General features: G+C 31.0%; 35 protein-coding genes. 2 read left to right on the forward strand and 33 right to left on the reverse strand.

Going from position 1 to position 24,817, the window contains the following annotated elements:
- Nucleotides 1–10: 10 nt before the first annotated feature.
- The 6 genes from IJ22_RS09070 to IJ22_RS09090 all read right to left on the reverse strand — a co-directional run bounded on the left by IJ22_RS09070 (nucleotide 11) and on the right by IJ22_RS09090 (nucleotide 1,852).
- Entirely contained in the window at nucleotides 11–286 is a 276-nt protein-coding gene (locus IJ22_RS09070; RefSeq protein ID WP_062408558.1) for a hypothetical protein, read from the reverse strand.
- A 24-nt stretch (nucleotides 287–310) separates the two neighbouring features.
- Nucleotides 311–514 (reverse strand): hypothetical protein, encoded by a 204-nt coding sequence (locus tag IJ22_RS09075; RefSeq protein WP_062408559.1) that lies wholly within the window; start codon nucleotides 512–514, stop codon nucleotides 311–313.
- 12 nt (nucleotides 515–526) lie between these two features.
- Nucleotides 527–775 (reverse strand): hypothetical protein, encoded by a 249-nt coding sequence (locus tag IJ22_RS09080; protein ID WP_062408560.1) that lies wholly within the window; start codon nucleotides 773–775, stop codon nucleotides 527–529.
- A gap of 77 nt (nucleotides 776–852) precedes the next feature.
- Nucleotides 853–1,056 (reverse strand): hypothetical protein, encoded by a 204-nt coding sequence (locus IJ22_RS09085; RefSeq protein ID WP_062408561.1) that lies wholly within the window; start codon nucleotides 1,054–1,056, stop codon nucleotides 853–855.
- A gap of 196 nt (nucleotides 1,057–1,252) precedes the next feature.
- Complete coding sequence (locus IJ22_RS26310) at nucleotides 1,253–1,417, reverse strand: hypothetical protein (protein ID WP_160327364.1); 165 nt, start codon at nucleotides 1,415–1,417, stop codon at nucleotides 1,253–1,255.
- An 18-nt stretch (nucleotides 1,418–1,435) separates the two neighbouring features.
- Nucleotides 1,436–1,852 (reverse strand): type II toxin-antitoxin system PemK/MazF family toxin, encoded by a 417-nt coding sequence (locus IJ22_RS09090; RefSeq protein WP_082660745.1) that lies wholly within the window; start codon nucleotides 1,850–1,852, stop codon nucleotides 1,436–1,438.
- 181 nt (nucleotides 1,853–2,033) lie between these two features.
- Here IJ22_RS09090 and IJ22_RS09095 point away from each other — a divergent pair, with 181 nt between their 5' ends.
- A complete protein-coding gene (locus IJ22_RS09095; RefSeq protein ID WP_062408562.1) occupies nucleotides 2,034–2,243 on the forward strand; it encodes a helix-turn-helix transcriptional regulator in 210 nt (69 codons plus the stop codon).
- Nucleotides 2,244–2,476: 233 nt separating this feature from the next.
- Nucleotides 2,477–2,728 (forward strand): DUF7667 family protein, encoded by a 252-nt coding sequence (locus IJ22_RS09100; protein WP_062408563.1) that lies wholly within the window; start codon nucleotides 2,477–2,479, stop codon nucleotides 2,726–2,728.
- A 166-nt stretch (nucleotides 2,729–2,894) separates the two neighbouring features.
- On the opposite strand, the gene IJ22_RS09105 is transcribed toward IJ22_RS09100, so the two are convergent.
- From IJ22_RS09105 to IJ22_RS09240, 27 genes are all read right to left on the reverse strand, one after another.
- Nucleotides 2,895–3,107: a hypothetical protein gene (locus IJ22_RS09105; RefSeq protein ID WP_062408564.1), complete on the reverse strand. Its 213-nt coding sequence runs from the start codon at nucleotides 3,105–3,107 to the stop codon at nucleotides 2,895–2,897.
- 39 nt (nucleotides 3,108–3,146) lie between these two features.
- Complete coding sequence (locus tag IJ22_RS09110) at nucleotides 3,147–3,383, reverse strand: hypothetical protein (protein WP_062408565.1); 237 nt, start codon at nucleotides 3,381–3,383, stop codon at nucleotides 3,147–3,149.
- 24 nt (nucleotides 3,384–3,407) lie between these two features.
- A complete protein-coding gene (locus tag IJ22_RS09115; protein WP_062408566.1) occupies nucleotides 3,408–3,842 on the reverse strand; it encodes a hypothetical protein in 435 nt (144 codons plus the stop codon).
- A gap of 205 nt (nucleotides 3,843–4,047) precedes the next feature.
- Nucleotides 4,048–5,124 (reverse strand): type I restriction endonuclease, encoded by a 1,077-nt coding sequence (locus IJ22_RS09120; protein WP_062408567.1) that lies wholly within the window; start codon nucleotides 5,122–5,124, stop codon nucleotides 4,048–4,050.
- 73 nt (nucleotides 5,125–5,197) lie between these two features.
- On the reverse strand, nucleotides 5,198–5,386 hold the full coding sequence (locus IJ22_RS09125) for a hypothetical protein (protein ID WP_062408568.1): 189 nt from the start codon (nucleotides 5,384–5,386) through the stop codon (nucleotides 5,198–5,200).
- 19 nt (nucleotides 5,387–5,405) lie between these two features.
- Nucleotides 5,406–5,618, reverse strand: a complete 213-nt coding sequence (locus IJ22_RS09130) for a hypothetical protein (protein ID WP_062408569.1) — start codon at nucleotides 5,616–5,618, stop codon at nucleotides 5,406–5,408.
- A gap of 100 nt (nucleotides 5,619–5,718) precedes the next feature.
- Nucleotides 5,719–6,225, reverse strand: coding sequence for a helix-turn-helix domain-containing protein (locus IJ22_RS09135; protein ID WP_062408570.1), 507 nt, complete (start codon nucleotides 6,223–6,225; stop codon nucleotides 5,719–5,721).
- A gap of 267 nt (nucleotides 6,226–6,492) precedes the next feature.
- Nucleotides 6,493–6,792 carry a hypothetical protein gene (locus tag IJ22_RS09140; protein WP_062408571.1) on the reverse strand — a complete coding sequence of 100 codons (300 nt, stop codon included), beginning with the start codon at nucleotides 6,790–6,792 and terminating at the stop codon, nucleotides 6,493–6,495.
- Nucleotides 6,793–6,893: 101 nt separating this feature from the next.
- Nucleotides 6,894–7,079 (reverse strand): hypothetical protein, encoded by a 186-nt coding sequence (locus IJ22_RS09145; protein ID WP_062408572.1) that lies wholly within the window; start codon nucleotides 7,077–7,079, stop codon nucleotides 6,894–6,896.
- A gap of 206 nt (nucleotides 7,080–7,285) precedes the next feature.
- Complete coding sequence (locus IJ22_RS09150) at nucleotides 7,286–10,306, reverse strand: helicase-related protein (protein ID WP_062408573.1); 3,021 nt, start codon at nucleotides 10,304–10,306, stop codon at nucleotides 7,286–7,288.
- Nucleotides 10,307–10,650: 344 nt separating this feature from the next.
- Nucleotides 10,651–12,846 (reverse strand): hypothetical protein, encoded by a 2,196-nt coding sequence (locus IJ22_RS09160; protein ID WP_062408575.1) that lies wholly within the window; start codon nucleotides 12,844–12,846, stop codon nucleotides 10,651–10,653.
- Between the two features lie 101 nt (nucleotides 12,847–12,947).
- Complete coding sequence (locus tag IJ22_RS09165) at nucleotides 12,948–13,130, reverse strand: hypothetical protein (protein ID WP_062408576.1); 183 nt, start codon at nucleotides 13,128–13,130, stop codon at nucleotides 12,948–12,950.
- Nucleotides 13,131–13,252: 122 nt separating this feature from the next.
- Nucleotides 13,253–13,687, reverse strand: a complete 435-nt coding sequence (locus IJ22_RS09170; protein WP_062408577.1) for a hypothetical protein — start codon at nucleotides 13,685–13,687, stop codon at nucleotides 13,253–13,255.
- Nucleotides 13,688–13,966: 279 nt separating this feature from the next.
- The gene (locus IJ22_RS09175) at nucleotides 13,967–14,296 is read right to left on the reverse strand and encodes a hypothetical protein (RefSeq protein ID WP_062408578.1); all 330 of its coding nucleotides are present in this window, start codon (nucleotides 14,294–14,296) and stop codon (nucleotides 13,967–13,969) included.
- A 56-nt stretch (nucleotides 14,297–14,352) separates the two neighbouring features.
- On the reverse strand, nucleotides 14,353–14,544 hold the full coding sequence (locus IJ22_RS09180; RefSeq protein WP_062408579.1) for a hypothetical protein: 192 nt from the start codon (nucleotides 14,542–14,544) through the stop codon (nucleotides 14,353–14,355).
- Nucleotides 14,545–15,046: 502 nt separating this feature from the next.
- A complete protein-coding gene (locus IJ22_RS26315; protein ID WP_160327365.1) occupies nucleotides 15,047–15,214 on the reverse strand; it encodes a hypothetical protein in 168 nt (55 codons plus the stop codon).
- A gap of 73 nt (nucleotides 15,215–15,287) precedes the next feature.
- Nucleotides 15,288–15,605, reverse strand: coding sequence for a hypothetical protein (locus IJ22_RS09185; protein ID WP_062408580.1), 318 nt, complete (start codon nucleotides 15,603–15,605; stop codon nucleotides 15,288–15,290).
- 311 nt (nucleotides 15,606–15,916) lie between these two features.
- The gene (locus IJ22_RS09190; protein WP_062408581.1) at nucleotides 15,917–16,117 is read right to left on the reverse strand and encodes a hypothetical protein; all 201 of its coding nucleotides are present in this window, start codon (nucleotides 16,115–16,117) and stop codon (nucleotides 15,917–15,919) included.
- Between the two features lie 66 nt (nucleotides 16,118–16,183).
- Nucleotides 16,184–16,552, reverse strand: coding sequence for a hypothetical protein (locus IJ22_RS09195; protein ID WP_062408582.1), 369 nt, complete (start codon nucleotides 16,550–16,552; stop codon nucleotides 16,184–16,186).
- 113 nt (nucleotides 16,553–16,665) lie between these two features.
- Nucleotides 16,666–16,992 carry a hypothetical protein gene (locus IJ22_RS09200; protein WP_062408583.1) on the reverse strand — a complete coding sequence of 109 codons (327 nt, stop codon included), beginning with the start codon at nucleotides 16,990–16,992 and terminating at the stop codon, nucleotides 16,666–16,668.
- A 176-nt stretch (nucleotides 16,993–17,168) separates the two neighbouring features.
- Nucleotides 17,169–17,705, reverse strand: coding sequence for a hypothetical protein (locus IJ22_RS09205; RefSeq protein WP_062408584.1), 537 nt, complete (start codon nucleotides 17,703–17,705; stop codon nucleotides 17,169–17,171).
- Between the two features lie 301 nt (nucleotides 17,706–18,006).
- Nucleotides 18,007–18,429, reverse strand: coding sequence for a helix-turn-helix domain-containing protein (locus tag IJ22_RS25680; RefSeq protein WP_082660746.1), 423 nt, complete (start codon nucleotides 18,427–18,429; stop codon nucleotides 18,007–18,009).
- 38 nt (nucleotides 18,430–18,467) lie between these two features.
- Nucleotides 18,468–18,743, reverse strand: coding sequence for a DUF4258 domain-containing protein (locus tag IJ22_RS09220; protein ID WP_062408586.1), 276 nt, complete (start codon nucleotides 18,741–18,743; stop codon nucleotides 18,468–18,470).
- Nucleotides 18,744–19,051: 308 nt separating this feature from the next.
- Entirely contained in the window at nucleotides 19,052–19,492 is a 441-nt protein-coding gene (locus tag IJ22_RS09225; protein ID WP_062408587.1) for a hypothetical protein, read from the reverse strand.
- Nucleotides 19,493–19,567: 75 nt separating this feature from the next.
- Nucleotides 19,568–20,725 carry a hypothetical protein gene (locus tag IJ22_RS09230; protein ID WP_062408588.1) on the reverse strand — a complete coding sequence of 386 codons (1,158 nt, stop codon included), beginning with the start codon at nucleotides 20,723–20,725 and terminating at the stop codon, nucleotides 19,568–19,570.
- A gap of 673 nt (nucleotides 20,726–21,398) precedes the next feature.
- Nucleotides 21,399–21,584: a hypothetical protein gene (locus tag IJ22_RS09235; protein ID WP_062408589.1), complete on the reverse strand. Its 186-nt coding sequence runs from the start codon at nucleotides 21,582–21,584 to the stop codon at nucleotides 21,399–21,401.
- A gap of 1,271 nt (nucleotides 21,585–22,855) precedes the next feature.
- A complete protein-coding gene (locus tag IJ22_RS09240) occupies nucleotides 22,856–24,781 on the reverse strand; it encodes a hypothetical protein (RefSeq protein ID WP_062408590.1) in 1,926 nt (641 codons plus the stop codon).
- Nucleotides 24,782–24,817: the final 36 nt, after the last annotated feature.

Below are 24,817 nucleotides of genomic sequence, written 5' to 3' on the forward strand. Positions count from 1 at the left end.
ATCAAAAGGATTATTTCACTTTCTTTCGAATCTCTCGACCATCTTCTGTAATATTAACACCAACCGTCAAGTATCCTGCTCTTATGTATCCTTGGATATTTCTAGGCACTCTGAAGTCCTCTCTATTAAAGATAGGCGTTATTTCTCCATATTCACTTGATATTGATCCTCCACTAATATGAAATGCCTCTCCATCCCATTCTCTAATAAATCCCCAGTGGCCTTTATATCCAGATTCTTCACTTATTATTTCAACAAGCTTACCAATCATATTTTCTGGTTTCATACTTGAATGTCTCCCATGAAAAAATTATCTCGTTGCCACTATTTCATTAACATAAACTCTGCTTCCTTCTTGAAGAAAATAAAATTGATTCTTAAGATTTCCGTCATTAGGTCGCTTCTTATCCTTTTTGAGATTAATTTTTTGAATTTTACCGTCCAAATGCTCAACGACTATATAACTTCCTTTATCAAAACCAAGCGTTTGTGTTTTTATTACTTTTACTAACATTGCTCATTAACCTCATTTCATCAACTTCTTTTCTAAATTATTTAACCTTGACTCAAACCTTACTTTAAGTGTATCAGATAAGACCCTTCCATCTCCATACAATATTTCCCTTGCTCTATTAATTTCCCCCAATATAGACTCTTTATTTTCTTTACTTTTATCCGATTCTTTAATCAAATCATTTATATATCCGCAAACTGATTGTAACAAAGCTTCTGTTCCTTTTTTGTCTGGATTTCCATATCGCCCATGTCTGCTCATACATCATCATTCCTTATGAAAGGATTTATTTCCCTTTTTGAGTCTATCTGGGGAGGCTTAACCCCCCCCTTTTTTATTTACCAAGATACGTCATATGCTACCTCTTCAGCATCTTCACTTGTGTAACAAACTCTGCATTTATTTACGAACTCAGATTCTTCCCAAAAAGGTTCTCTAAAGTAATGCTTTTGCTCAATCCATTCAATTGCTTCTCTTAAAGAATCTACAATTACTGTCTCATCCTTATAATTCTTGTGCCGACTTCTGAATACAAATTTCATTTTTTATCATCTCCCATAAAAATATAGTTTTAATACCTTTTATTTTTATGTATTGGCATTTCCTTCTTGTTTATAGAATATCATTTTACATATATAAAGTCAATATATTTTTGTATTTTTTACTTTATTATTTTAGATTAATTTAAAGATTAAAAGAGTCTACGAGATATATAATAATCTCACAGACTCCTTCAGTTTAAGCAATGACTGCCATGATCTTATGTCTGCCACGTATAGCTATCTTCCTTTCTTTTGCCTCTTTAAGTATGCTTTCTGGATCTCTTAATCCCATTTGTTGCAACTTTTCTTTAAGTGATTCTTCACTAAACATCCCTTTTCCTATAAACAAATAACTCATCATTTAACCTCCATATATTCTTTATGCGAAACAAAGGTTATTAACTATTTGACTACAGCCACGTTCAAAATATGTTATTTCATCTTCTGTGTCCAAACTAATTTTTATTGCTTTATTTATTTCTTTCTCTAAACTTGGATGTACTCTGGATACTTTCATAAACAATCTATTTTTGTCTACAGTTCTAAGTTGCTCCAGCATAATCAAGGAATCTCTATCTAATCCATTTAATTGTGCATCTAAGAAAACATGTGTGGGAATTGATGTCTTGTCTAGTCTCGAAGTTAAAACTGCAATAGTAACTACAGGACTAAATTTATTCCCCACATTGTTACTAACAATTAAAACAGGCCGACAACTCCCACCTTGCTCACTTCCAACTACTCCACTAAGATCAGCCATCCAAATATCAAATTTTTTATATTCATTTGTAATCATTATTGTACTATCTCCTATCACCATTAAAATTTATCGTTGATTTATTTATATTATATATCCATATTTTGCATTTAGCAAGTGAAAACAATAAAAAAATATGAAATATTTCTGCTTTTTTTATTTTACACATTTCGACACAAATTTCACCAATAAGATTGTACAATAACCTTGAGGTGATTTAATGACAATATACAATAAACTTAAAGAACTACGCCATGACTTACGAATGGATCAAACTCAATTTGCTGACTTTATAGGAGTCAATAAAAACCTCTACAACAAATGGGAAAACCAAAAAGGTCAGCCAAGTTTGGAATGGTGTTTCAAGATTCAACTTAAAACAGGGAAGCAAATACAGGATTTTATTATTTATAAGCCTGATGAGAATTAGGCTTTTTTTTATTTATTTTATACTCAAAAGTATGTATTTTTCACTCAGCTCTGCATATACATATAACAAATACAAATTGCATCAATTACATGGTTTTATTCTGGAGGTGAACAATATGAAATGCATCTATTGTAAAAAGAATGAATTGAAAACAGCATACGAACGTCAAGAACAAGTATGTACTGATTGTATTACTGGATTAAAAACAAATTATTATGATTGGAGTGGTTTACATGCATCCAATATATCAACGGCTTGGAGAGTTATACTTTGTCCAACAGCAAAGAGAATTAACAACAAGCGAAATGGATGAGATTGCAATGTGTCTAAAGGTTAACGCTGAATTTATATTTAAATTATCTCGATTATACAACTATTCTTCAATGGCTTGTATGACTAATGATTGGGATTGGTTACACGAAATTTACATGGAGATCGATAAACTAGAGATTCATTTTAAGGCACAAAAACCATCTTCTAAATGAAGGTGGTTTCTTTTTGTGTAATGAGTAAACAAAAACAAAACTGTATACACTGTTAAGCGTAAGCAGTTTCTATCTGTAGTATTGTTTATGCACAATTTCATAATAAAATAAACCACTTAAAATCTAGCCATTCCGTCTAGTCCATTAAAACAGTCATTTCATCGGATTAATTGTTGTATACCTCCTCAAAATCGTCTCTGTAAAAAATAGGAGCGATGAATCGGCTGCTCCAACTACACCGCTGGCATTTTAAAATTACTTCGCCTTTTTGAATAATAGGAACAACTTTTCCATGTGTATAGTAATGACCACATCTTACTCCTTCTTTGGTGTTATCTTGATATTTTTGGATTCTATTAATCAGAACACTGTTATCCATTTTATTTATCGCTCCTCATTAGATGATGAAATAACCCTTTCATTTCCCCAATCCTGCCCCAAAAACGTATTTAACGCACTCACTACCAAATCTCCATTCAGCCTCATCTTCATCATTAAAAGTGTGTGCAATGTATCCCTTTAATTCTTTTCCACATCTACTACATTCCAGTCCTGAATATTCTTGTTTTTCTGATCCCGTATAAATTAATCTACGAAAACCATTATCATCCATGTATCCGAACTCACATGCAACATATTTATCGTACCTCCCCATATTCAACAACCTCCTATGGATTCCCTATGAATCTTTCCGTCTTCCTTCTTCATCATAAAACTTTTTAATAAACCCTACAGTCTCTTCACCAAACTTTGGGACAATATGGGATGCCCACTTAATATCAGACGTAACCTTAATTTTATCTTCGTCATATCCTTTATAGTACATGTTTTCACCGAGTTTAATAACATTATAATGATAAGGCACAGAACCTTTCATTCCTTTAAAATCAAGAACTGTGTATTCGGTAATATTCATTTTCAACATCTCCTCTTTTAATTGTTTAAGATCGATTCCAAGTATATCGCTAAGTCTCAGTAATTCTTCCCCTGTTATACTGTCCCTATTTAATTTTCCAGCAAATGTACGTTCATTCATTTCAAGTTGATCTGATACCCACTTCAATGTTCTTCCTTGCTTCTTAATAACATCCTTTATATATAATCCAAGTCGCATATTTGATTAACCCCCTTCCTTTCTTTTCCTCTTGAATTCAATATATACCTTTCTCACTTAGATGTCAATTGTTTTTACTTAATTTTTAAGTATTTATTATAGTAAAATCATCTTTTTATCAGGAAAATAAAAGCCGCGATAAGGGCATCATAAAAAAATATTTCAAGATTAAAAGGGTAGACATCCGTCCACCCTTTTAATAAAACTACTTATCAAATTTTTTTGCTACTTCAATAATCTGATTCTTATAGCTAATAATGTCCGAAACAAGTTCAATGTTAAATGTTGTCCTATTTTCATCATTTAAGGTAATAAATTTATTACTGGAGTTAAAACCTAAACGGCAAATCCACTTTCTAATATTATCATCCAGTAAAACGTTCATGTAACTTTGATTGTCTCTATAAAATACTCTTGCAGAATCAATGAATTCGGACAGCAATAATTTAACTGTCACATAACCTTCTAGCTCTTCCTCAGTTGTAACAATGACTGGTTTTTCTGGTTCATCATTTACTGTCTGTACTGAACTTACAGTAGCCACTGCTTCCGAAACTGCTTCTGCATTTGTGTTGGCAATAGCAGCCTTTAATGTATCGTTTAAAGTGTCATTAACAAACTGTTTTAACGATTTCTTTACAACACCGGAAAACTTCTCAATTACTTGTTTAGTTTTCTTTCCCTGATAAATATCAGTTAGGATAAAGGAAATAAATTCGTCTGATGGATTCTCCCATTGTTTTGCAAGGAATTGCTTAATCTCATTTGTATACTTCAAATCAGAAGCTGTGTTAAAGATATTATCAACATTAAAGTTTTCTTTCCTGAATTTATAAAGCTCAGTAAGTTGATTGTCTCTAATATCTAATAAATTAAACTCAAAAAACGGATTGGTATCCATCTTATTTTGTTCTTCTAAGTCAGTGAAGAATTTATAATGAACACCGTTTGTAAGTATAGCGAACTTCGCCTTGGTGGTACCAAAGTATCTGAAAAGCTGAGAATCATGCTTTTGCAATTTTTCATTGATTGCCTTAGCTTCAACCAAAATAATTGGTTGATTATCTTGAATGATTGCAAAATCAACTTTCTCACCTTTTTTAATTCCCACATCGGCTACAAATTCAGGTAGGAATTCCTCCGGATTAAATACGTCATAATTCAAAGCTTGAAAGAATGGCATGATGATAGATGTCTTAGTGGCTTCTTCGGTAGAGATTGAATCTTTAATTTTTTCAACACGTTTCGACAACGTACGCATAAGTTCAGGAAAGTTATCCAAATTGTCCACTCACCTTTAATGGAAATTATGTCTTAATTTTACACCTATACATTGGTAATAGCAATATATTTTACTAATCCCATTTAGGCTGCTGAATTGGTTCATACAGAAGATTCTCTATAATGTCGTCCATATTATCTATGTTGCCGATTTTCTTTTCCCAAAAGTAAACGTCATTCTTTGTCTGTAGGTTACTGTAACGCTGTGTACCGTCTTTGTAATGCACGATCCAGCGGAAGGATTTATCGATTAGACTAGTCATAAGCGCCCCCTTAAAACAATTATTTCATCGAAACATCTTCAATGCTTGCTTTGTAATCATTAATCCATTCAATCATGTTATTGATTTCTGCGACTTCCTTCTCTCTTTTCGTGCCGTTATCATCAAACCATTGAATCAAGAATTGAGTATTATTCACTTGATCCAACACTTTAAAATGAACAACATTTTCATCTACCATTGCAACATATGTTTCATTAATTTTGAACAACATTTTAAACATCTCCTTTTATTGTAAATTAATAATTGCAAAGTAATATTTTTATATTGCTGTTATTATACCATGAACAATATAAGACTAGGAAATGAACAATTCATTTACCGTTATCTTCTTTACGTCTTCCGAATACTTGATTCATACCAAAATCAGTTACCACCCAATCGCGCCCAAATTTCCGAATAGAGCCAATAGGAAACCGATTATGTGCCTTTCTCAACGTTGAATCGTCAATTCCCCATTGTTCACATGCTTCAGCAGATGACATGATCCTTGGGTCATTTAAATCGATTGTATTATGTTGCTCATTTTCAATATTAAAAGTTTCTTTAATGATATTCTCAAATTCTTTCTTTGGGTTATCACAATTAAACACTTCTCTAAGTTTTTCCTGCGTCATGATTGCTTTAAAATATTGTTCCATTTCTTCTTCTTTATCGTATGACTGGAAAGACATTTCTGCAAATGTTTCGATATCAAAAGAGTGAAGAAGAACAGCCTTATTAGTGCATATATCCGTATCAACCAAGTAAAAATTATCATCAATTGCAATAAGTCCGACATTATCTTTTTCAACAAGATCACTAGAAACCACTTTAATCATTTAATTTCCTCCATTTTTATTATATTTATACAATATTCACTCTAGCGTGAAATGTCAATATAAATTTATCTTTTTGTTTGGGTAAAGAATATAGATATTTCATTTGTATTTAACTTGATTCTAACTTGATTTACAACTTAACCATCAACCAAAAACCTTGTTATTGCGTGATTTTTTAACTTGCATTTAACTTGCATAATGACTTTTTTATAACTTATTTATCAAGAAATAAAATGCAAATTTCATAATGATTTAATACGGCTACTGTTATACAATTTTCTTAACCTCAGACCGCAATCCTTCAATAATTCCCTCGTGTTTTAACTCTCTGTTATTCGTAAAGCGACACAAATAATAATTGTAGACTGTTTCACCATACCCATTTGTTCCAGCAATTTTAAATGGTTTTCTTATTCTTATGTTTCCTATGTTTGGTATCGTTACCTCACAGTGAATATTTACTCCCTTTTTGTCATCTTTTAGTTTAAATTCGTACCATGTGTTTAGACTACATTTATTATTACATATAAACGAATGAATTAAGTCATAAAATTCTTTATCGCTCATTATTTATTTATCCTTTCTGTTATCATAAAAGATACGTTTTAATACCTTTTGACTAGATAGAAAATCTGCAAGTTTTCTATCTAGTCGATATTAATAATCTTTTATAATTCCATGTCTTGTGCGTCCTCTAACGCTGAGAGTAGACCGTCAAAATCTTCAGACTCGCCGTACATATCTGCAATTGCAAGCACAGTTTCAAGTGACACACCATAATCTTCTGCAAGTGATTCAAGGTATTCCCTTCTGTTTGTATATCCATTTTCTTGATAAATATTTTGATTGTCCATTTGTTATCTTCTCCTATGTATTTGTATATTCTTTATATTTATTATTGTATCATCATTGTTTATATATGTAAAGTTTTTTTTGTTTTTAACATAATTTATTTTCAAGTATCGAAATAAAAGATATTTTTTATAACTTTGGCGAGACCACCCATAACTAAAGTCATGGGTGGTTCAATTAGTAAAACTAGAGAGGAATTATCCTCTCCTTATATTACATTTTGCCTTCCCCAACTCAATTTTACTGATCCGTTTTCGTCATACTCTTTAGTAATGATACTATTGAATATGTCTAAACTGATTCCAAACTCATCAAATATATCTGCATCTTCTTTGTACTCACACTGTTTCACAAACTCATTGATCCGCTGCTTTGCCATTAATAAAGCTAGGATATTTTGCTCCAGCGTATTCGTGTACGTTATAAAATGTATTGTCGTTTTATTCTTGCTGTTTAAGCGTGTAAAACGTCCAATATACTGCATCATATTTGCAATGTTATATTGTAGACCCTCACATATTGCAACGTCACAGGAAGGGATATTAACGCTCTCAGATAGGCTCATTTGAGTTGATACCAGTATTCCATTCTCTGTTGCTTCAAATTCTTCAATAATCTCTGTACGCTTTTTGAATGACGTTTCACCAAGTATAAGGAATACTTTTCGATCTGAAAACTCGTCTCTTAACTTGTGAAAATAATAAGTAGATGCATCTATAAAAGTTGTTCCAATTGCAACCTTTTGATTATCAGCATTTTTGATAATGTGTTTAATTTTTTTATATTTGTTTGGTTCTTTATATCCATTATATTCCTTTAATTTATGAGGAATGGAAACGGCTTTTTGTAACAATTGAATTTGTTGAATAATCCGTAACATGGCATCTTTACGGTAATTGCCTGTTGTTCCGTAGTATGATCTAACCATAGTGTGAAACTCTTCCATGATTTGTCTATATACTTCTTTTTCGTTTTCATTTTGGTTGATCCGATGAGTGACAAATTCGACCATATCTTTATTTAACACTTCGAACATACTTCTAACTATAATTGTTTTTTCAATTAGTTTGATCAATTTATCCGAATGATATATATCTTGATTTGCTTTTTCTACTCCAAAAACTGTTGCTTTCTTAGGAGAAAAACAAGCAGAAAACAATGATTGATTATATGCAGGAAATGGCTTCATGTAATATTTATTTTCATTCTCTTTTAACTCTCCTGTTTTTTTATCCTCCTGTTGGATCGTTGGACATTCGCAGATAAAGTTATTGCTGCTACCATACAAAATCATAAATTGAGGATACAATTCATTAGCATTATTTTTTGTCGGTGTCCCACTTGCCAATAGTTTATATGGAACACGCTGAAACACACTTGTAACGGCTTTTGTCGTTTTTGTGCTTGGATATATACAACGATGTGATTCGTCTAATATTAAGGCAATTTTACGCGACTGTAGACGAATATAATGTTTAATATGTTTTTGATACTTAACAAGCATATTAAACGAGAATAAAACAGTATCACCTTGTTTTAAATTTAGTACATCTGACAATGATTCAATTTTTTTATATTTGATTCCATATTGGTCTAACCGTTTAGTCCATGTCATTTTAATTGAAATACTAGACGATACAATAAAAGTGTTTCTAATGTGCTTATGTTGATTCATGTATTTCATCCATGTTATTCCTGCTTCTGTTTTACCTAATCCGACATTCCAAGCTAACAATGCTTTATCTTTTTGCAGAATTTTGCCTAGATCTTCTTTTTGAAAATCCTTTAATTGTATTGTCTGGTTAGTCTCATTATTATATAATCTAAAATTTTCTAACCATTCTGTTATAAGTGGATTGTTACCTATTTTTTTAAATGATTCGGATTGCTGACATGATTTTTTAACCTTTCTGTTATACAACTTTTTATAAGTCTGATCATCAAATGGGTAACTGTTACTTAGTATCATATCAGTGAATGACATTTCTTTAACACCAGTATACTTTGACAAATATATCTTATCTTTTTGTGAATAACCTTTTAGTCGTAAACCATAATTTGTTTTAACTAGCCGTATCTCGTCACGTTCGCTGTTATGTTGATTCTTGATAATGCGTTTAAGATAAGATAAAACTTTTTCTTTGGTTAGTCTGACTTTTTGCCATTCATCAAATTTCATACCTTCAGGCATAGTTTGAGTATGATACCTGTTAACATATTCTATACATTTGGCATAGTTCTTATTGATATTTGGATTACGCTTAATGTCATACAGATATTTTGTAACTTTAGCCTGAAACTCTAAGTCATCGCTGTTACTATGCAAACTCTCAAAGAAAAGTTTATGTTTAACTTTTTCCTTTTGTTCGATAACTGGTTTTATGTATGTGTTATATATAAAATCGCTGCTCTTTTGGTCTATTTCTGTTATTAATAATTGGCTGCTATATGGTTTATCGACTGTTATGTGTTCAGACTTCTTTTGAAAGAACATGATTTTAGTACGGTACGAGGATACGCCAACATTTTTAAAAACATCCGAAGGTAATTCAACCTGATATATAAAGTTGAATCTATTGTTAATAGTTTTGATCATTCCTGAGTCTGTGAAATCGTCAACAAGGAATGAAACAGGAACAATCAAGGCAAGTATTCCAGCAGGTTTGAGAACGTCATAAGCCTTTAGACAGTAGTATAACTGGCTTAAATACTCTTCTTTACCTACATTCCATTTTAAATTAAATGGAGGATTACCTAGTACAAGATCAAACGAAACATTAGTAGCCCAGTTCCTTATGTCATCGGCTGTTATATTGATATCAGGATAAAGGAATTTTGCCACCTTGTAAGACCTGATATCAATTTCACATCCGTATACATTGGAATGATTGGGAAGCCAGTTAAAGAAATTCCCCATGCCACACGTCAAATCTGCAATTAGATCATGATTCGATGGTTTCACGCAATCTACAAGGAATTTAGATACATCATGAGGAGTGAAAAAGGCTCCTAGTTCAATTTCTTTTTTTGCTTCACTAAAAGCATGATAAGAATCATAATCATAATAATTTAAGCCGTGGAGACCGCCAAAACCTGTATAACTGTTATAGACATTTTCGGCTGTTATATTATACTTTGTTGTAAGGTTATTCTCAATAAGGTAAAGAATTTTTTCGTTAATCTCTTTACGCTTATTTTGCGGAATGACAGTATTAGATATTTTATACATTTGTATCACCTTATTTCTAAGGAGCCAACAAGGATAGTGCTGGCTCCTGTTATATGCTGCTGTTATTTAAATCAATTCAAGAATATGAACATCATAAGGATTAACAAAAATAACTAATTGATACTTTTTATTATTGAATTCAAAATACCCAAAACACTGTTTGCCATTGTCTATAACGTCTGTTAAATCTCTTGTGTATGTCTTTCTTTTATATTCGAATGATACCCACTCATTATAAAAACTTCTTTCAACATATTTGAGCATTAAATGATATACCTCCTATTGTGAGCCGCTAACCTTTACCATTGATTCAGGAAAGCGGCTGTTATTATGGTCTACTGCTGTTATGCTGATTTCTGATTATATCCGCAATACTCTTTAGCAAATTGTGTAGATAGTTGATTAGATTTAAATTCGATTTCTAATTTACCGTTTTTCAAAAACTTAATTGATTTAACCTTATCTAATGTCATAGGTTCATAGCGTTCATAATTCGCTTGGTTTCGCTCGTTATTATAGCCTATATATTTACTGTTCAATTCTTCATTGCCTTTTATAGAACCATTATCAAAATGTTGTAATGCGTTAAATATGTCTATGCTTTTTCCACTTAGTCTATGTTCCCTCCATATGGAATCAAAATGAGAAAACCATCCATCGATAATTAACTTGTTGTTTTTAATTGTTATTTTATCGCTATTTATAACTGTTTTTTTAGCATTTCCTTTTATCTCTTGCACGGCTTTTTCAGTAAAATTATAACCATCAAGTTGAATCATAATCTCATCTATAATATTTTGATATGTTACATTTAAGTCATATTTCCTTTGTATTTTGTCATAATCAATTGTTACATTATATTTATCATTAAACCAATTAGCAATATTACAAATAAATTTATCTTTAATATCTGATGAAATTTGCTTGAAGTCTCTTAATTTATAACTTTCCAAATATGTATTTGTCGACTTTTCCCTGTGCCATTCACCATTTAAAATGTCGAGACCCGAAACTTCTTTAATCTCGTTTGAAAATTTAATCATCAAGTCGATTGCTTTTTTATATTCTCTTTCTTCATTAATGCAGTATTCCAGATCATCAGTGGCAATTTTTGAATCTGTTGTGACTTTCACGTTATCAAATTTAGATAGAATATCATCAAATGTGCTCATTGGTTTGATTTGCTCCTCTTCTTGTATTTGTGGCTTCGCTTGTATAACCGTTTTAGTTTGTTCGTCTGCTTGTTCGACATTTCCAAAGTCATGATAAATAACATTGTCTTTTATTTGTTCAGTTGTTTCCTCTTGGCTCATTTGTATGTCTGCTGTTATATCGTTTTCAGATTCTACAATTAACCCTAGAAGCGTTTTAACCTCGTCTATGATACTTTGACCGTTTTTCGATTTACTGATTAGTTCAGAGGCTTTTTGCTTGCTTATTTTTAATTGTCTTGTATCCAGTTTAGTCGCACAATGTAAAGCCCATAATTGCTTGCTAGTGGCCTGATCCGCGATATCTGTTTTATATGTATTTGTGTTATTTTGCGCTTGCTCTTGTGGCTGCTCTGGTGTTTTCTCACTTGTTTCAATTTGTGGAGCATCCGACATTTTTTGTTTACGTTTAGTCTTTTTATATACTGTTTTTTCTATTACCTCTGTAACCTCTTGGAGTGTGTAAACGTTGGCCTTTCCTTCTTCCATTTGCTTTTTAATTCGTTCCAATGGCTGATAATATCTTTTTACACTTGCACCGTTTAAACGCTGATAGCCTCTTTTTTCACTGCCTAACAACTCATAAGTAACGCGAACCTGTTCGCCTACAGTATAAATATCTGTTACGATCCAATAGTGTCCATGATATGAAAAGGAAAGTATATCATTTACGTTAATTGTTTGATCTTCTTTTAAAACTGGTTTAATGACTTTCTTTTCAACTTTTACAATCTCTGGTTGTAAAGCGTCTGCATCGGTCAGAATCGATTCAATTTTGTTAATGAATGCATTAACCTTTTCGGCTTTTTGTTCGGCTGCTGTTTTAGTTTTATCTTCCCAGTCATATTCATTTACAGAGAAAACACCCTTACCCTTTGCGATGATTTGACCATCTTTTTCTATGTGCCATGAACAAGCTTTTGGATTAGCATGTTTAAATGTTGGATAAGTTTCTAAAATTGTATATTCTGGTTCAATTCCTGCCTTTTCTTTTTCCTTTTCAATGAGAACAGCACATGAAGCTTTTTCATTTTCTGTGCTTGCTGGATCATTCATCAAAGCTTCAAGCTTTTTGATACGTTCGTTAGATACGTATTTTTTGCTGTTATAGTTATATTTTTTAACTTGATAACCGCTGTAATATGTGTTGTATTGATCAATTACCAGAATATAACCGTTCTTTTCTGCAATACCATCCCAAGAAGCAGGATCATAATAGTCAGTCATGGAATCGCTTCTATCTTCTTTATATCCGTAAATTTTCCATCCTTTTTCTTCTAAAGCGTGGCAAATTCTTACCTTAGCCTCTCTTTTGTCGCTGTAATGCATATTAGACAACTCCTTTAAACTATGTATTTTGCTTACCTCCTCCACTCTTTATGAGTGGAACGCTGCCAGCCTATTGGTCTATTTAAACTCGCTGGCACGAGTTATTGAGTTATGGCAAAATCTAATCGATCCATACCGTTTATACCGCTGATTTTGATTAGTGTTACTCGGTTTTTGTGGTATAAATCATGTTTTTTCATGTATTCATCAGAAAGTTGATAAACATTTTCTATTAAATATAATGAACCGAATTGTTCCACAATTTCACCTTTTACATATTTCATTTTTTATCCTCCTATAATTATTTGTTTAATATAATTATATTATAAACCAAGGATTTATAATTGTAAATATGTTTTGCATATTTTATTTATTAAAAAGGTAATGAAACTGAAATTTTATTACCCTATACGATATTCAATTCTTGATAATATCTAATATCCTGATTTGTAATTGATTTAAAACAATTTCCATCGATACATTGCCAGAGATTAACCAGACTTATTTTTATTTCTTTGTCGGTTTGTTGTTTAAATATCGGCATTATTTCTGCTTTATATTGTTCTGGTGTGATCTTTTTTAGTTTATCAATAGGATTTTCTTTTTGTTCTTTTTCTTCTTCTTTTTCTGTTCTGCTCAATTTAACCTTTAATTCTTCGGATACTCTAATAAAGTCTTTAATACCTTTTATGTAGTATGGAATCGACTGACCAGATATTAAGCAATCCTTTACCATTGCTTCAAATGCTTTATGAGGATCAAGTTTGTATTGAAGTAGATACATTGTACATTCATGGCGCATGTTTTCAATATCTCTTTTAGTTCGTCTTTCACGTTTCATAATTCAAAACCTCCATTTATGTATTTTATATTTATAATTATAAAGCAAGATAACCACTTTTGCAAGTGGTTTTATTATTTTTTATATATCAGTTTTATCTATACGTTTTTCGTCCTGTGTATCCCATTTCATATACAGTCCATTCACCTATTTCTTCTCTTAGCACTTCCTCAAGAATTTGGAGGTATTCTTTCCCATAGTGAGTATTGAAACAAACTCATTATTGCTTATTTATACTTGGATCGGCTCCAAGCGTACTAATCTCTTCATGTATAAAATTTAGTCTTCAAATAATACTTTTCTAAGGTAATTTAAACAAATTCGTTTAATTTTTGTCATCTCATTGTCATTAACATGTTTGCTATGATCTCTAAACATATTGTGAAACTCTTCTGAATTAACAGGTTCATCGAACGTACTAAAATGATCCGTTAAAGCTTTAACAACTAATTCCTCGCTGAAATCAATTCCCTTATAATTAAATTCTACATGAAAAGTACTCTCACAACATTCTCTTACATAGTTATTCCAACTTTCGTATGTACCTTCCTGAAATTCTAGTACGCTCGCCTCTGTTTCTTCGTTAAAATTCAATGTTAATACTTTCATAAAATCGCCTCCGCTATTATTTTATCATAATTTTAAATGGTATTAAAGTTTATCATTTATTCACTCTTTAATCTCTTTATCGGCAACAAAGTATCTTTTCTCTGTCCCCGAAATGTCATTAATTCACCTTCGCGCAATCCTCCAGCCGTTACCCTGATTGTTACAGTGTCTTTATAAACTCGAATAACTTCGACATTTTGCTTAAATATAGTAGAATACATCATTGTATATGGTTTTATTTCTTGCATATATGTTTCAACCTCCACAAAATAAATAACTAACTAAAACCATTATAAACCATAAACGTATAAAACGCAATACTATTATTATATATTTTACTCTTTAGATGTAATCAATTTAAAAGGCCAACAAGCCTATTTAAACGGATGCATATGTACAATAGTGGAATAATCGCGGAGCAGGTTATAAACGCTTAGAATGGTCTGTATAGGCTTTTGAGTGGATGGAATGAGATAAGATGAAGAAAAAAAGAAAAGCCACTTGTTAGGCGGTTTAATAATTATTTTTACTCATTAAAAATTGTAACAACTCATCTTGTGTTAACTCTTTGATCGATCCATCTACAATCAATTTATCAATGGGCAAAGTAAACATGATAGATTCTATATGACTTCCTCTTTTTGAGTTAAAAGCCATTTTTATCACCTCATCATTATTATACACTTTGAGTAATAAAATTAAATTTTATTGTTTTGTTAGACCACATTCTTTATAAAATCGTTCCCTCATTTATTCCTTTAAAGATTCGATATTTAATAAATCATTTTCAAGTTCATTTTTACGACTAATTAATTGTTTTTTGATGTTTATGTTTGATTCTGACTCAATACTTTCTCCAATTACTTTTAATTCCTCTTTTACAAACAAATACGCATAATGCAGAAATTTTTGATTCATATATGCTACCTCCCATTTTACAATACAATATATTTTAATCTTCACTAAAAATTAGAAGGGAAACAATTCCCCTCTAATTTGTTTTTCTTTTCTTCCCTGTACCATTGCACCTAAAGCACTTTCCGTTTTCGATGTGATGATAATGCATGATTCTTCCTTTGCCATTGCAAAATACGCACTTGTCATTTTTCGTTACTAATGGATGATTAGGGAAGTTTTTACCTTCCCAAGTCATTAAGCATTCAATGGAGCAAACTTCCCAACCGTCAGATGTTACAATGCCTTCCCCTTCATCAAATTGTTTTTTATTGCAGCATACACAAGTTTGAATAAAGATCGCGTTAGCAGGAATAATGCCAACATATGCAGGATTGTCATTATGAAAAAACATTCTAACCGCCTCCTATGTACAAACCTTATATCTACATTATATACTTTATATTTATAAAGTCAATACATAAAAAGTCATTTTTTATATTTTGTTTATTTTATTTTCAATTAAATAACGTCTAATTCCTTATATGTATCACTATAAATGTCCCAACTTTTGTGATCATGCCGATATCGCCAACTCGCAATGTATGTCCTTTTGTTTTACTCCGATAGATACGAATAGTTACTGATTTATCAGTAAGAGAACAAACCGTTCCTTTACAAAGAATATCGCCAAACATGCTATCTTTACATTTTTTTGCTTCCTTTTTATAACTCTATAATTCCTTTTAACTTTATTATCTCCTCATATGCTCCAGCAGGTAAAGAATTAAATTCTATAACATACCCGTCGTTATCCTGATATTCGTTATCACTGGAGATTTTAAATAAAAATGCGTGCTTATCGATAATGGCAAAAACCTTGTCATATAACTTCCCTGATTTATCCATAAGTTTGAATCTATACATTTTCTTTTCCTCCATTCGTCTAATAAAATCAATGTTTTAAAGGTAAGAGGGAATTAACTTTCCCTCTTATGCAACATTCAGAAACAATACATTTACATTCAATTTAGATAATGCATTAACCTTTTCCATCATCTCTTTTAATTCACTGTCATTTCCATAATTAGCCATTTTTGCAACTGCTTCATGATATTTTTGGTCAATGATATAGTAAAGTGTGCTATCCAATCCTATGTATAAGTTATCGAAAAATTTATTCAATGCGCTATTGAATTTTACGTTTAAATCAACTTTGCGATTAAATGGTAAGTTGCTAACCAGTTGAACATCGTTTATAACCGCCTTAGTTTTATTGTTAACCTTTGCAGTAATGCTGTTTTCGCTGAGTTTAAAAACTGTCTCGTTAAGGTTCAATGATCCGATTTCTTGAATCTTCATTTTGCTGACCTCCAATTGTATTATTTATTTATATTTCTATATTATTTCTTTATATATATAAAGTCAAGCATTATTTTTCATTTTTTATTTTTATATGAAATTAAATTTTATCTTCAATGGTTTATAAACTCAAACGAAACAATATCAACATAATCTATAATATTTAAATTTCCTGTATATTCAATGATTACATTCAAGCCTCTAAAACGGTCATTAAGATGTTTTAATACCTTTTGATCCTCCTTATCACTCTGCATGATATCAAGTACCCAAAACGATCCTGAAGTGTCTGAAACCGTAATAGCGTAATAGGTGTTAGATTGAGTATCATAATAAACATAATCGATAGTTTCAAGAGTTTTAGAGATTTGTTTGCAAGCGAATGCTTGAGATGAGAAAAAGGAAAATAGGATAAGAGAAATAAGAAATAGTTTTTTCATTTTGATTATCTCCTTTAATTTATATTATTTACTTTTCGTGATGTGCATAAGCTGCCAGTGATAACTCAATAGATCCTTTGCCATTTTTAGATTTAACATATAGTTTACCATTGAGCAGATAACCTGATTTATACATAATGTTTAACCTCCTATAATTGATTTTAAGATGTATTTGCTTATTCTCCGCTTGTAAGTCGTTTAACCATATTTTTATCGTTTAAAAGCCATTCTGGAATCATATCCGTAAACAATAAGACAAATATGCTTGCACGTTGACGACAAAATGAGATATTTTTATTGAGTGCATATGTAAGCATGGATTTGATGTGTGCTGTACGGTTGGCTCTTGTATTCTCGTTTGTGACATCAGATAAAAAAGAATTTATATCCTCTTGAGTAATGGAAATAGCGTCTTTACCGTTTAAAAACTCCATAAAATTACCGCAAGAACATTTATATTGCGCCCAAGATGATTTATGTTTCGGATCGGTTTCATAGTTTGGATATTTAGAGTTTCGGAAAGATTCAAGGTATTTTTGGTTGACATTGGTTAGCTCAAAAGTTTTAACTTGATTAGACCAAGCTTGTTTATTTGCATCTGTGACAGTATATTTTTTACGTTCGTTTGTTTGTGAAGAATCTAGAGGATTAGGTTTAACTGGGTTAAAAATGAAATCAAATTCGGCTTGAACCATTTCTATTGATTGAGTCATAATAGTATACCTCCAATATATTTTTTAGTTGCAACGGATCAAAGCATTACACATTTGATTGACAGTGATATCACCATTCTGGATGTCTTCTCGGATGTCGTCTATATCGCCACCATAAGCGTCAGCATAATCAAGGTAACATTCGATAAGATTAGAAACTGTTGGTTCAATGTCATAGTAACCAGAAGTTGTGAGAGCTTTTTGGATTATGTTTGTCATTTTAATCACTCCATATTTTTATATTTTATTTATATTTATATAATAAACGCTTGAGTTATATTTGTCAAGCGTTTATTTTACTTTAGTTTCTGTCAAGATAAAATTTATTGTCCTTTTTGATAACCCGATTAAAAGAAAATACATTTTGTATAGGCTCATTTATGGCTTTGCTAATTTTGATCATAGTTTTAACATCTGGATTATTATCTTTAAATATTTGATTGATACGCTGCTTAGATACTCCTAATAATTCACCTAGCTGTTCTTGAGTCAATCCTTTTTCTTTTGTAACTTCTTTGGCCTTGTTTTCAAATCCATCTGCTTTAAATATTTCAAGTTGTTTGTCAATATATTGATTTGCTTCATCATCATAATATTTTTCGTTGCATACTGTACATTGTTCGCATGGTATGTTTTCGACAACAAATATTTTACCGTCAATTTCAAATTCTAAAGTGTCTAAAAAGTTATTGAAGGATTCAGATCTGCATTTGATGCATTTCATTTTTATGCACTCCTTTTAGTTTATGATAAGGCTATGAACTATTTATTCATAGCCGTGATGATAATAATTAGTTCGTTATCTTGTATTTCTATTGCTAATCGGTGATTGTTTATTCCTCCTGCAATCTTATATGTATGTACTCCATCGCTTGATACATCTTCTCTTATTAGCCTTTTTGGATTTTCTAATATGTCTAGGATGTCGTTTCGAGTTAATTTGCGTTGCTTTAGTCTTATTAGTGCATGTGAAGTGAGTTTGTACTTTCGTTCAGATGCTAAACGTTTGATTAAGATAAATAGTTCATCCTGAGTCAATTATATCACCACCTTTTGTATAAGTCAATTATACACTTTACTATTTGATCAGTCAATATATTTTTATTGTTTTTGTATGTTTTATTTAAATGATTTATTTTGTGAATCTTATATAAAAGATCAGGAAATAAAAAGAAAAAGCCCTAGTGGTGGGCTTTATATCTATCTATTTATTCATCTTTTTTACAATAATAATAATAATTCAAATTTAGCATTGTTTTGAAGGTTACTGTTACACTAAATCTATCGACTTTACATACAGTGTGGTATGTATTATTCATTGACCGATCAAGACAAATTGTGGTATATTATACAGCTTCAATAATTTTTTCTATTAATTCTTCGTCAAAACATACTGCTCCGTCATATGTTCTAACAGCCATGATATTGTTTGGTTCTAGTACCATTTCCCACAACCAGCATACAATGTCATGATCATAACCTTCGGCAGAATCAACAATATTTGTAGGATTAAAAGATTCAAATATTTCTTCTGCATCGACAGTTAACCAATATCCCGTTTCAGACAGAGACCCAAAGTATTCATTTTCTTGACACTCAATCCATTTGTTGATAATCAAATCTTTTATATCATAAATATCAACAGTTTTATCTGATGTGATAGTATATTCATTTTTGCCGTAATTTTCAACTTTGTAACGATCTTCTGCGAACATTGCATGACCCCAATCGGACATGGGAGAGTTAGAGTTGGTAAAGCGATAATATGTTGTTAGTTGAGTTGACATTTTAGACACTCCTTTAAGGCACAGTAAAATTTTTTAAAAATAAGCCCACAACATAATAGTGCGACTGTTATAGGCTTATTCTTTATTGTTTATATTCTCTTTAAATTGATCAAAAACCTTTTCGGATTTATAGTGAGCCACGAAACTTTTGTGTAGTTCCAGTTCTTTTATTAATTGCTCGTTATCTTGCTTTATTTGACTTATACGACGTTTTTCCGACTCGGACATGATAAACGACATATCTGTGATATAATCCTCTATAATCGGCTCATTGTTGGCGTTATAAACGGTATAGTATATTGAGATATTATTATAATCATGGCTTTTATACAAGTTTGCTAATTCGTGCGCTTGCTGTAGGTTTTTACATTCGAATTTGATTATATTATCATAATTTATATTTATGTCTTTGTCATGTTTGGTGTGTTCGACTATGTATTTTACTGTATAGTTACCTTTTATCCATATTCCGTTAGTGATTGATACGTTGTTATCAATGGGAGATGCAAATAATTGTAAGTCAAGTCGTAAGGCGTTTTGAGAGGCTGGAGCACTAACAGCCTCTATATATTCGGGATCAAAGTCTGATTGAATGCAATAGTTATATGCCTCATCATAGGAAGAGAATGAACGGTTATATGCTGTGTATGTATTATTGTTTGTTGTTTCGTCTTGAGTGTTGGAAGTTTCTTGCATATTTTCAACTTTCGGAAATAGTCTAACATCTGACAACATTTCTTTTTTGACTTCAATCAATTTTAGTTCCATTTCTTCTACACTTGCACCAGCTTGATATAAGTCTAATATTTGATTGATATAACCGTAACATAGATTTTTATGAGTTGTGTTTGTCTGGTCAATCATAGATAATAATTCAACGTGACAACGGTCATAACATTGACTTTTTGCTTCCCTGATTTCAACGTCTAAAGCCTTTTGAGATTCAGAAACAAACATTTTCACAAGTTGTTCACACTCATATTTTACGTATGAGTTATATTTTCGTGATCCTTTGCTATTCTCGGTTACAACTTTAATTGAGTTAGTAACGACGTTGTAAGTTACATTAGCAAATACGTTGATCATATCAAGGGAATAATGGGCTTTATTAGCGTTGATACGAAAGCGGAAATAGATAGTATTGTTATGTGTATTAATGGACATTACGCGATTATTAAAGACATTTTCGTAATCTGTAGCAAAGTCAATTATATACTGAGTTAATGTTTTCATTTGGATAACCTCCTATAATGATGCGGACTAGACTCACCCCTAATTCTTGATTATTATATTACAGGATGTGAGTTAATTTGTCAAACACTTTTTTATATTTTTTATTTTTATTTGTTTAATGTTTTTATTACATTATATAGCGTGTAAAATGATAATGGATATAAAGAGTAAGTAAAGGCCATATAAGAGGATATGAGCAAGGATAGAAGCTTTGTGAGTAGATATAGATAGATAGGATTGTATGAGGAGTTTATATGTCCTGTGAGGTGGAGTTATGGATTGTCCATGTAATAGTGCTAATAAAAATATAATAAAAAAGCCTATAGAGATAGGCTTTAAACGTTTTATGTATTGTATTATCTCATTATGAGTCAATACTAACGGTTATGGGATCTAGTCCGTAAAATTGATATAAAGCTTATAATGATTGTCATAACTGCTAGTATATAAACACTGTAACGTGTAATATCAGAGTCACTAGAGGATATAGAGCATATTAAAATGATGCTGGTAAGGATTGATAAATAATTAACAATATTGTGCTGTTTAAACATGGCGTTTCCTCCTTTTCGGATTTATTTAATGAATAGTTGCATATTGATACATAGGAGTTGTATAATAGAATGGAGGGAAACAGGAGAACCGAAGTTCTCGCTGTCTCCTTGGTTGAGCTTTAACGCTTGTGGTGTCTATCCTTACGCGGAGGGTAGGCGCCATTTTCTTTTTGCTGTTCTAGTTGTTCTAAGCGTTTTAACTCTGCCTCTTTTCGTTTATCCTTCCACCGTCTGTATTCATCTAAGATAAATTTAGTTAGTGTTAGGATAAAGGATAAGATTGCAATAAGGGTTTTTTCATCCATTCGAGTCCTCCTATGTATCAGATTTCCCTTACAAGATAATAATACCATTTTTATATATATAAAGCAAGTATATTATGTTTATTTTGTATATTTTATTTGTTTGTTGTAGGTGATGTTGTTGTGATAAAGTTGTGGATATAATGTGATATAGTGATAAGATGTGATATAGATAATGTATTTGTATATGTATGTATTTGCAATTGTATATATATAAAGTTTTGATGATATTATATGTATATATTAAGTTATTATATGTGTATATATTTATATGTATTTGCAATTGTATATATATGTATATGTATTTGTTAACACTTGTAAAAATGGACGCATGTTACTATACGATTTGTTTATCTATTAAACAAAGTTCTGGTAGTCTGCACTGGTGGTCATTAATGGTCTAGTATCATTCTGCACTGATCGATAAAACACTTATTTTAACCTAATTAAGCTGGCATCATAGACCAAAGCAAGATTAGTAAATTTTAACAAATGGTATCTATTTCCATAACCCATGACTAATAATTGTTAGTCATGTGTTTTTACTAGTGTTTACAAGGCTTTTTACATCTCTTACAATATAGGTATGGGGGGTATATTTACAACTAAATCAACCATTTATTTCCATTTTACGCTGTGAGCACTTCCATCCACACCTCCAACTAAAATTACCAATCGATTACACTATTACACTAAATTTACATCAAAATACCAATTTCACTTCTCATCACACTCTACTATAATCGTATCTATAATCGTATCTACTATATTCACCAATTACAAATATCCTTACAATTACTACATTTTTAACACTCATTACCTCATGGAACTTACCATATATTTCTTCACAATTTCTCCATAATTAACAAATTTCACATCTCTAATATCTAATTTTCCCTTGTTCTACCTATACTTTCACGATTAAAACTATCTATTTGACCACATAATGCGACTCTTAAATCACAATTTTACCATTATAATATCTAAGTTTTTTCCGTCCACATTCATCAAAAATTATATAATTGTCGATTATAGCTTTTCACGTTCCGATTTAACCTATATGAGGGGGGGATATTTTTAACAATGATATACATGAGTCAATGATATACATGAATATATACAGTATATTTAACAAAAAAGATGACTCACACTTAGAGTCACCTTGAAAGTTTATTATTCAACGTTACCAATATTCTTCAAAGTAGCCAGTATCTTATGCTTATAATCTGGATATATTTATATTTTTCTATTTTATAGCATACAATTTTTCACAATCATAAATTATCTACTTTAATCAACAAAAATGGATAACATTCTATTCCTTCATCATTATAAATCTTACCTATTCCCAACTCTGTCAAAAGAATTTTATTCGCTCTTTTTCTCTCTATTCCATATTTAATACATAATTCACCAATTATCTTTTTCATCTGTCTTTGCTTAGAGTCTTTACTTCCCTCAACTATTCCATCAATTAACTTCAATATTTCACTTTCGGTAGTCCACCCCTTTTCATCAATCAACTGTAAAGCAGCCTGCTCTAATTCCTTAGTTATCCTATGACTCTTTTCACTGACTTTCTTTTCCTTCATCTGAGGATATATTCTATTTGCTTCTTCTTCTCCTAATGCTCTAATAAACATTTCCTTAGAAATTCCTTTCATAGTGAAATGATTTCCTCTAAACTCTTTTGCCTTATTCTCTGTTTCAGACAGTGTTTCTTCTGAGTATGGGTGAATAGAATAAAAATTAATCAAATTCATGCTACTAATACTATTTTTGTTCTTATTCATAACTAATTCCTTTTTTGCTCTTTCTAATAATCTAACTGGAATCTCATGTTCATCTAATTTGTAAATATATTTTAAATATGTGAACAATGCTATTCGATCACCAACACGAGAAATATTGCTTTTTCCACATATCTTAGCGAAATGTCGAAGACTCATAAAAAATAAAACATTCGCATGTTCAATCGAATAATGTTCAGCAGGAATGTAATCTTTAGATATACTAATGAACTTCACTAAATCATCAAGATAATTTTTGATTAATCCGTATTGTATAGGATATTCTTGTGGAAAGTCTGGACTTTGTAAATATCGAATATTCTCGTCTAAATATTCAATTTGTTCTTTTTGCCATTCCGTTTGATGAAATTCAACTTTATATAATTCCCTTAAAAATTTTAATGATTGTATCCTATTACATTTTAAAATTCGCTCAATACATTTAATTACCATACCTGTCCCAAATGTACAGTTACTACTCTGACAACAATAAATATAATCACCAGTATCAGCATTTTTAAATATACTGGCACTCGGATTATTGTCTTCATGAAATATGCATCTAAAATTAGACGGAGTATCAATACCAAGTAACAAACCAATATCCTGTTTTTTAATATACTCCACAGTTTCACTGTATGTATAAAACTTAATTGGCTGAGGATTCAATATCTCATGTAATCTTTTGACATTCTTTGTTCTTATTAAACTCAGGTTTTTTTCTACGCTAATTAACTTTGGGGGGGGTTTTGGGGTTACAATAGCATTAAAGTATTTATCTAATGAATATTGTACTCCCAAAACCCCCTGATCAACAGATTGACTATATGTATTATGTATATTTAACTTATCTATATATGTATTAACATTTATTCTATTGTTGTAATCAAACACATATATCTCAGTGCCACCATATAACAGTCTGGCACGTTCAAAACACTTAGGATCGGCATCAGGATATCTGTCTTTATATTCCTCTAATATACCATCCATCAATTTATCATTGATAACTACCTCATCAAGCATAAACACAACTCTAAACTTATGATGATTATCAGTGTAGTTGAATGTTTTATACATGAAAGCAGCAGTTTCTTTAAATTCTTCTTTTGCTTGTTCCCATGTTTTTGTAATGCACTTTACTTTTACTCGCTTGCCATTGATTTTCTTGACAATTTCATTATCAAAGTCTAGACAAATCAATTGTTGTGACTTCCAGTATTCTTGTGATCTACTAATTTTTCCGTCAACTGTATGAAAATCCGAAAGTGTGAATGATTTTCCTTTTACAATTTCCTCTGCTAATTTTTCAATTGTTATATCTACAGGGTGATTCACAATACTATTGGTGACAATTCCAGCGTTGCTCGGTTTGCTTGTATAACATTTATCGTCTACTAATATTCGCATCACATCTCTCCTCACATTTAACAATCTACAAGAGAA

The sequence above is a fragment of the Paenibacillus naphthalenovorans genome, from assembly GCF_001465255.1.
GTDB classification, from domain to species: Bacteria; Bacillota; Bacilli; order Paenibacillales; family NBRC-103111; genus Paenibacillus_G; species Paenibacillus_G naphthalenovorans.

What these genes read in the sequence shown, in the direction of transcription:
- IJ22_RS09070 (WP_062408558.1), bottom strand. Translation starts at nt 286, where the DNA reads ATGAAACCAGAAAATATGATTGGTAAGCTTGTTGAAATAATAAGTGAA.
- IJ22_RS09075 (WP_062408559.1), bottom strand. Translation starts at nt 514, where the DNA reads ATGTTAGTAAAAGTAATAAAAACACAAACGCTTGGTTTTGATAAAGGA.
- IJ22_RS09080 (WP_062408560.1), bottom strand. Translation starts at nt 775, where the DNA reads ATGAGCAGACATGGGCGATATGGAAATCCAGACAAAAAAGGAACAGAA.
- IJ22_RS09085 (WP_062408561.1), bottom strand. Translation starts at nt 1,056, where the DNA reads ATGAAATTTGTATTCAGAAGTCGGCACAAGAATTATAAGGATGAGACA.
- IJ22_RS26310 (WP_160327364.1), bottom strand. Translation starts at nt 1,417, where the DNA reads ATGATGAGTTATTTGTTTATAGGAAAAGGGATGTTTAGTGAAGAATCA.
- IJ22_RS09090 (WP_082660745.1), bottom strand. Translation starts at nt 1,852, where the DNA reads ATGATTACAAATGAATATAAAAAATTTGATATTTGGATGGCTGATCTT.
- IJ22_RS09095 (WP_062408562.1), top strand. Translation starts at nt 2,034, where the DNA reads ATGACAATATACAATAAACTTAAAGAACTACGCCATGACTTACGAATG.
- IJ22_RS09100 (WP_062408563.1), top strand. Translation starts at nt 2,477, where the DNA reads ATGCATCCAATATATCAACGGCTTGGAGAGTTATACTTTGTCCAACAG.
- IJ22_RS09105 (WP_062408564.1), bottom strand. Translation starts at nt 3,107, where the DNA reads ATGGATAACAGTGTTCTGATTAATAGAATCCAAAAATATCAAGATAAC.
- IJ22_RS09110 (WP_062408565.1), bottom strand. Translation starts at nt 3,383, where the DNA reads ATGGGGAGGTACGATAAATATGTTGCATGTGAGTTCGGATACATGGAT.
- IJ22_RS09115 (WP_062408566.1), bottom strand. Translation starts at nt 3,842, where the DNA reads ATGCGACTTGGATTATATATAAAGGATGTTATTAAGAAGCAAGGAAGA.
- IJ22_RS09125 (WP_062408568.1), bottom strand. Translation starts at nt 5,386, where the DNA reads ATGACTAGTCTAATCGATAAATCCTTCCGCTGGATCGTGCATTACAAA.
- IJ22_RS09130 (WP_062408569.1), bottom strand. Translation starts at nt 5,618, where the DNA reads ATGTTGTTCAAAATTAATGAAACATATGTTGCAATGGTAGATGAAAAT.
- IJ22_RS09135 (WP_062408570.1), bottom strand. Translation starts at nt 6,225, where the DNA reads ATGATTAAAGTGGTTTCTAGTGATCTTGTTGAAAAAGATAATGTCGGA.
- IJ22_RS09140 (WP_062408571.1), bottom strand. Translation starts at nt 6,792, where the DNA reads ATGAGCGATAAAGAATTTTATGACTTAATTCATTCGTTTATATGTAAT.
- IJ22_RS09145 (WP_062408572.1), bottom strand. Translation starts at nt 7,079, where the DNA reads ATGGACAATCAAAATATTTATCAAGAAAATGGATATACAAACAGAAGG.
- IJ22_RS09150 (WP_062408573.1), bottom strand. Translation starts at nt 10,306, where the DNA reads ATGTATAAAATATCTAATACTGTCATTCCGCAAAATAAGCGTAAAGAG.
- IJ22_RS09160 (WP_062408575.1), bottom strand. Translation starts at nt 12,846, where the DNA reads ATGCATTACAGCGACAAAAGAGAGGCTAAGGTAAGAATTTGCCACGCT.
- IJ22_RS09165 (WP_062408576.1), bottom strand. Translation starts at nt 13,130, where the DNA reads ATGAAATATGTAAAAGGTGAAATTGTGGAACAATTCGGTTCATTATAT.
- IJ22_RS09170 (WP_062408577.1), bottom strand. Translation starts at nt 13,687, where the DNA reads ATGAAACGTGAAAGACGAACTAAAAGAGATATTGAAAACATGCGCCAT.
- IJ22_RS09175 (WP_062408578.1), bottom strand. Translation starts at nt 14,296, where the DNA reads ATGAAAGTATTAACATTGAATTTTAACGAAGAAACAGAGGCGAGCGTA.
- IJ22_RS09180 (WP_062408579.1), bottom strand. Translation starts at nt 14,544, where the DNA reads ATGCAAGAAATAAAACCATATACAATGATGTATTCTACTATATTTAAG.
- IJ22_RS26315 (WP_160327365.1), bottom strand. Translation starts at nt 15,214, where the DNA reads ATGAATCAAAAATTTCTGCATTATGCGTATTTGTTTGTAAAAGAGGAA.
- IJ22_RS09185 (WP_062408580.1), bottom strand. Translation starts at nt 15,605, where the DNA reads ATGTTTTTTCATAATGACAATCCTGCATATGTTGGCATTATTCCTGCT.
- IJ22_RS09190 (WP_062408581.1), bottom strand. Translation starts at nt 16,117, where the DNA reads ATGTATAGATTCAAACTTATGGATAAATCAGGGAAGTTATATGACAAG.
- IJ22_RS09195 (WP_062408582.1), bottom strand. Translation starts at nt 16,552, where the DNA reads ATGAAGATTCAAGAAATCGGATCATTGAACCTTAACGAGACAGTTTTT.
- IJ22_RS09200 (WP_062408583.1), bottom strand. Translation starts at nt 16,992, where the DNA reads ATGAAAAAACTATTTCTTATTTCTCTTATCCTATTTTCCTTTTTCTCA.
- IJ22_RS09205 (WP_062408584.1), bottom strand. Translation starts at nt 17,705, where the DNA reads ATGACTCAATCAATAGAAATGGTTCAAGCCGAATTTGATTTCATTTTT.
- IJ22_RS25680 (WP_082660746.1), bottom strand. Translation starts at nt 18,429, where the DNA reads ATGAAATGCATCAAATGCAGATCTGAATCCTTCAATAACTTTTTAGAC.
- IJ22_RS09225 (WP_062408587.1), bottom strand. Translation starts at nt 19,492, where the DNA reads ATGTCAACTCAACTAACAACATATTATCGCTTTACCAACTCTAACTCT.
- IJ22_RS09230 (WP_062408588.1), bottom strand. Translation starts at nt 20,725, where the DNA reads ATGAAAACATTAACTCAGTATATAATTGACTTTGCTACAGATTACGAA.
- IJ22_RS09235 (WP_062408589.1), bottom strand. Translation starts at nt 21,584, where the DNA reads ATGGATGAAAAAACCCTTATTGCAATCTTATCCTTTATCCTAACACTA.
- IJ22_RS09240 (WP_062408590.1), bottom strand. Translation starts at nt 24,781, where the DNA reads ATGCGAATATTAGTAGACGATAAATGTTATACAAGCAAACCGAGCAAC.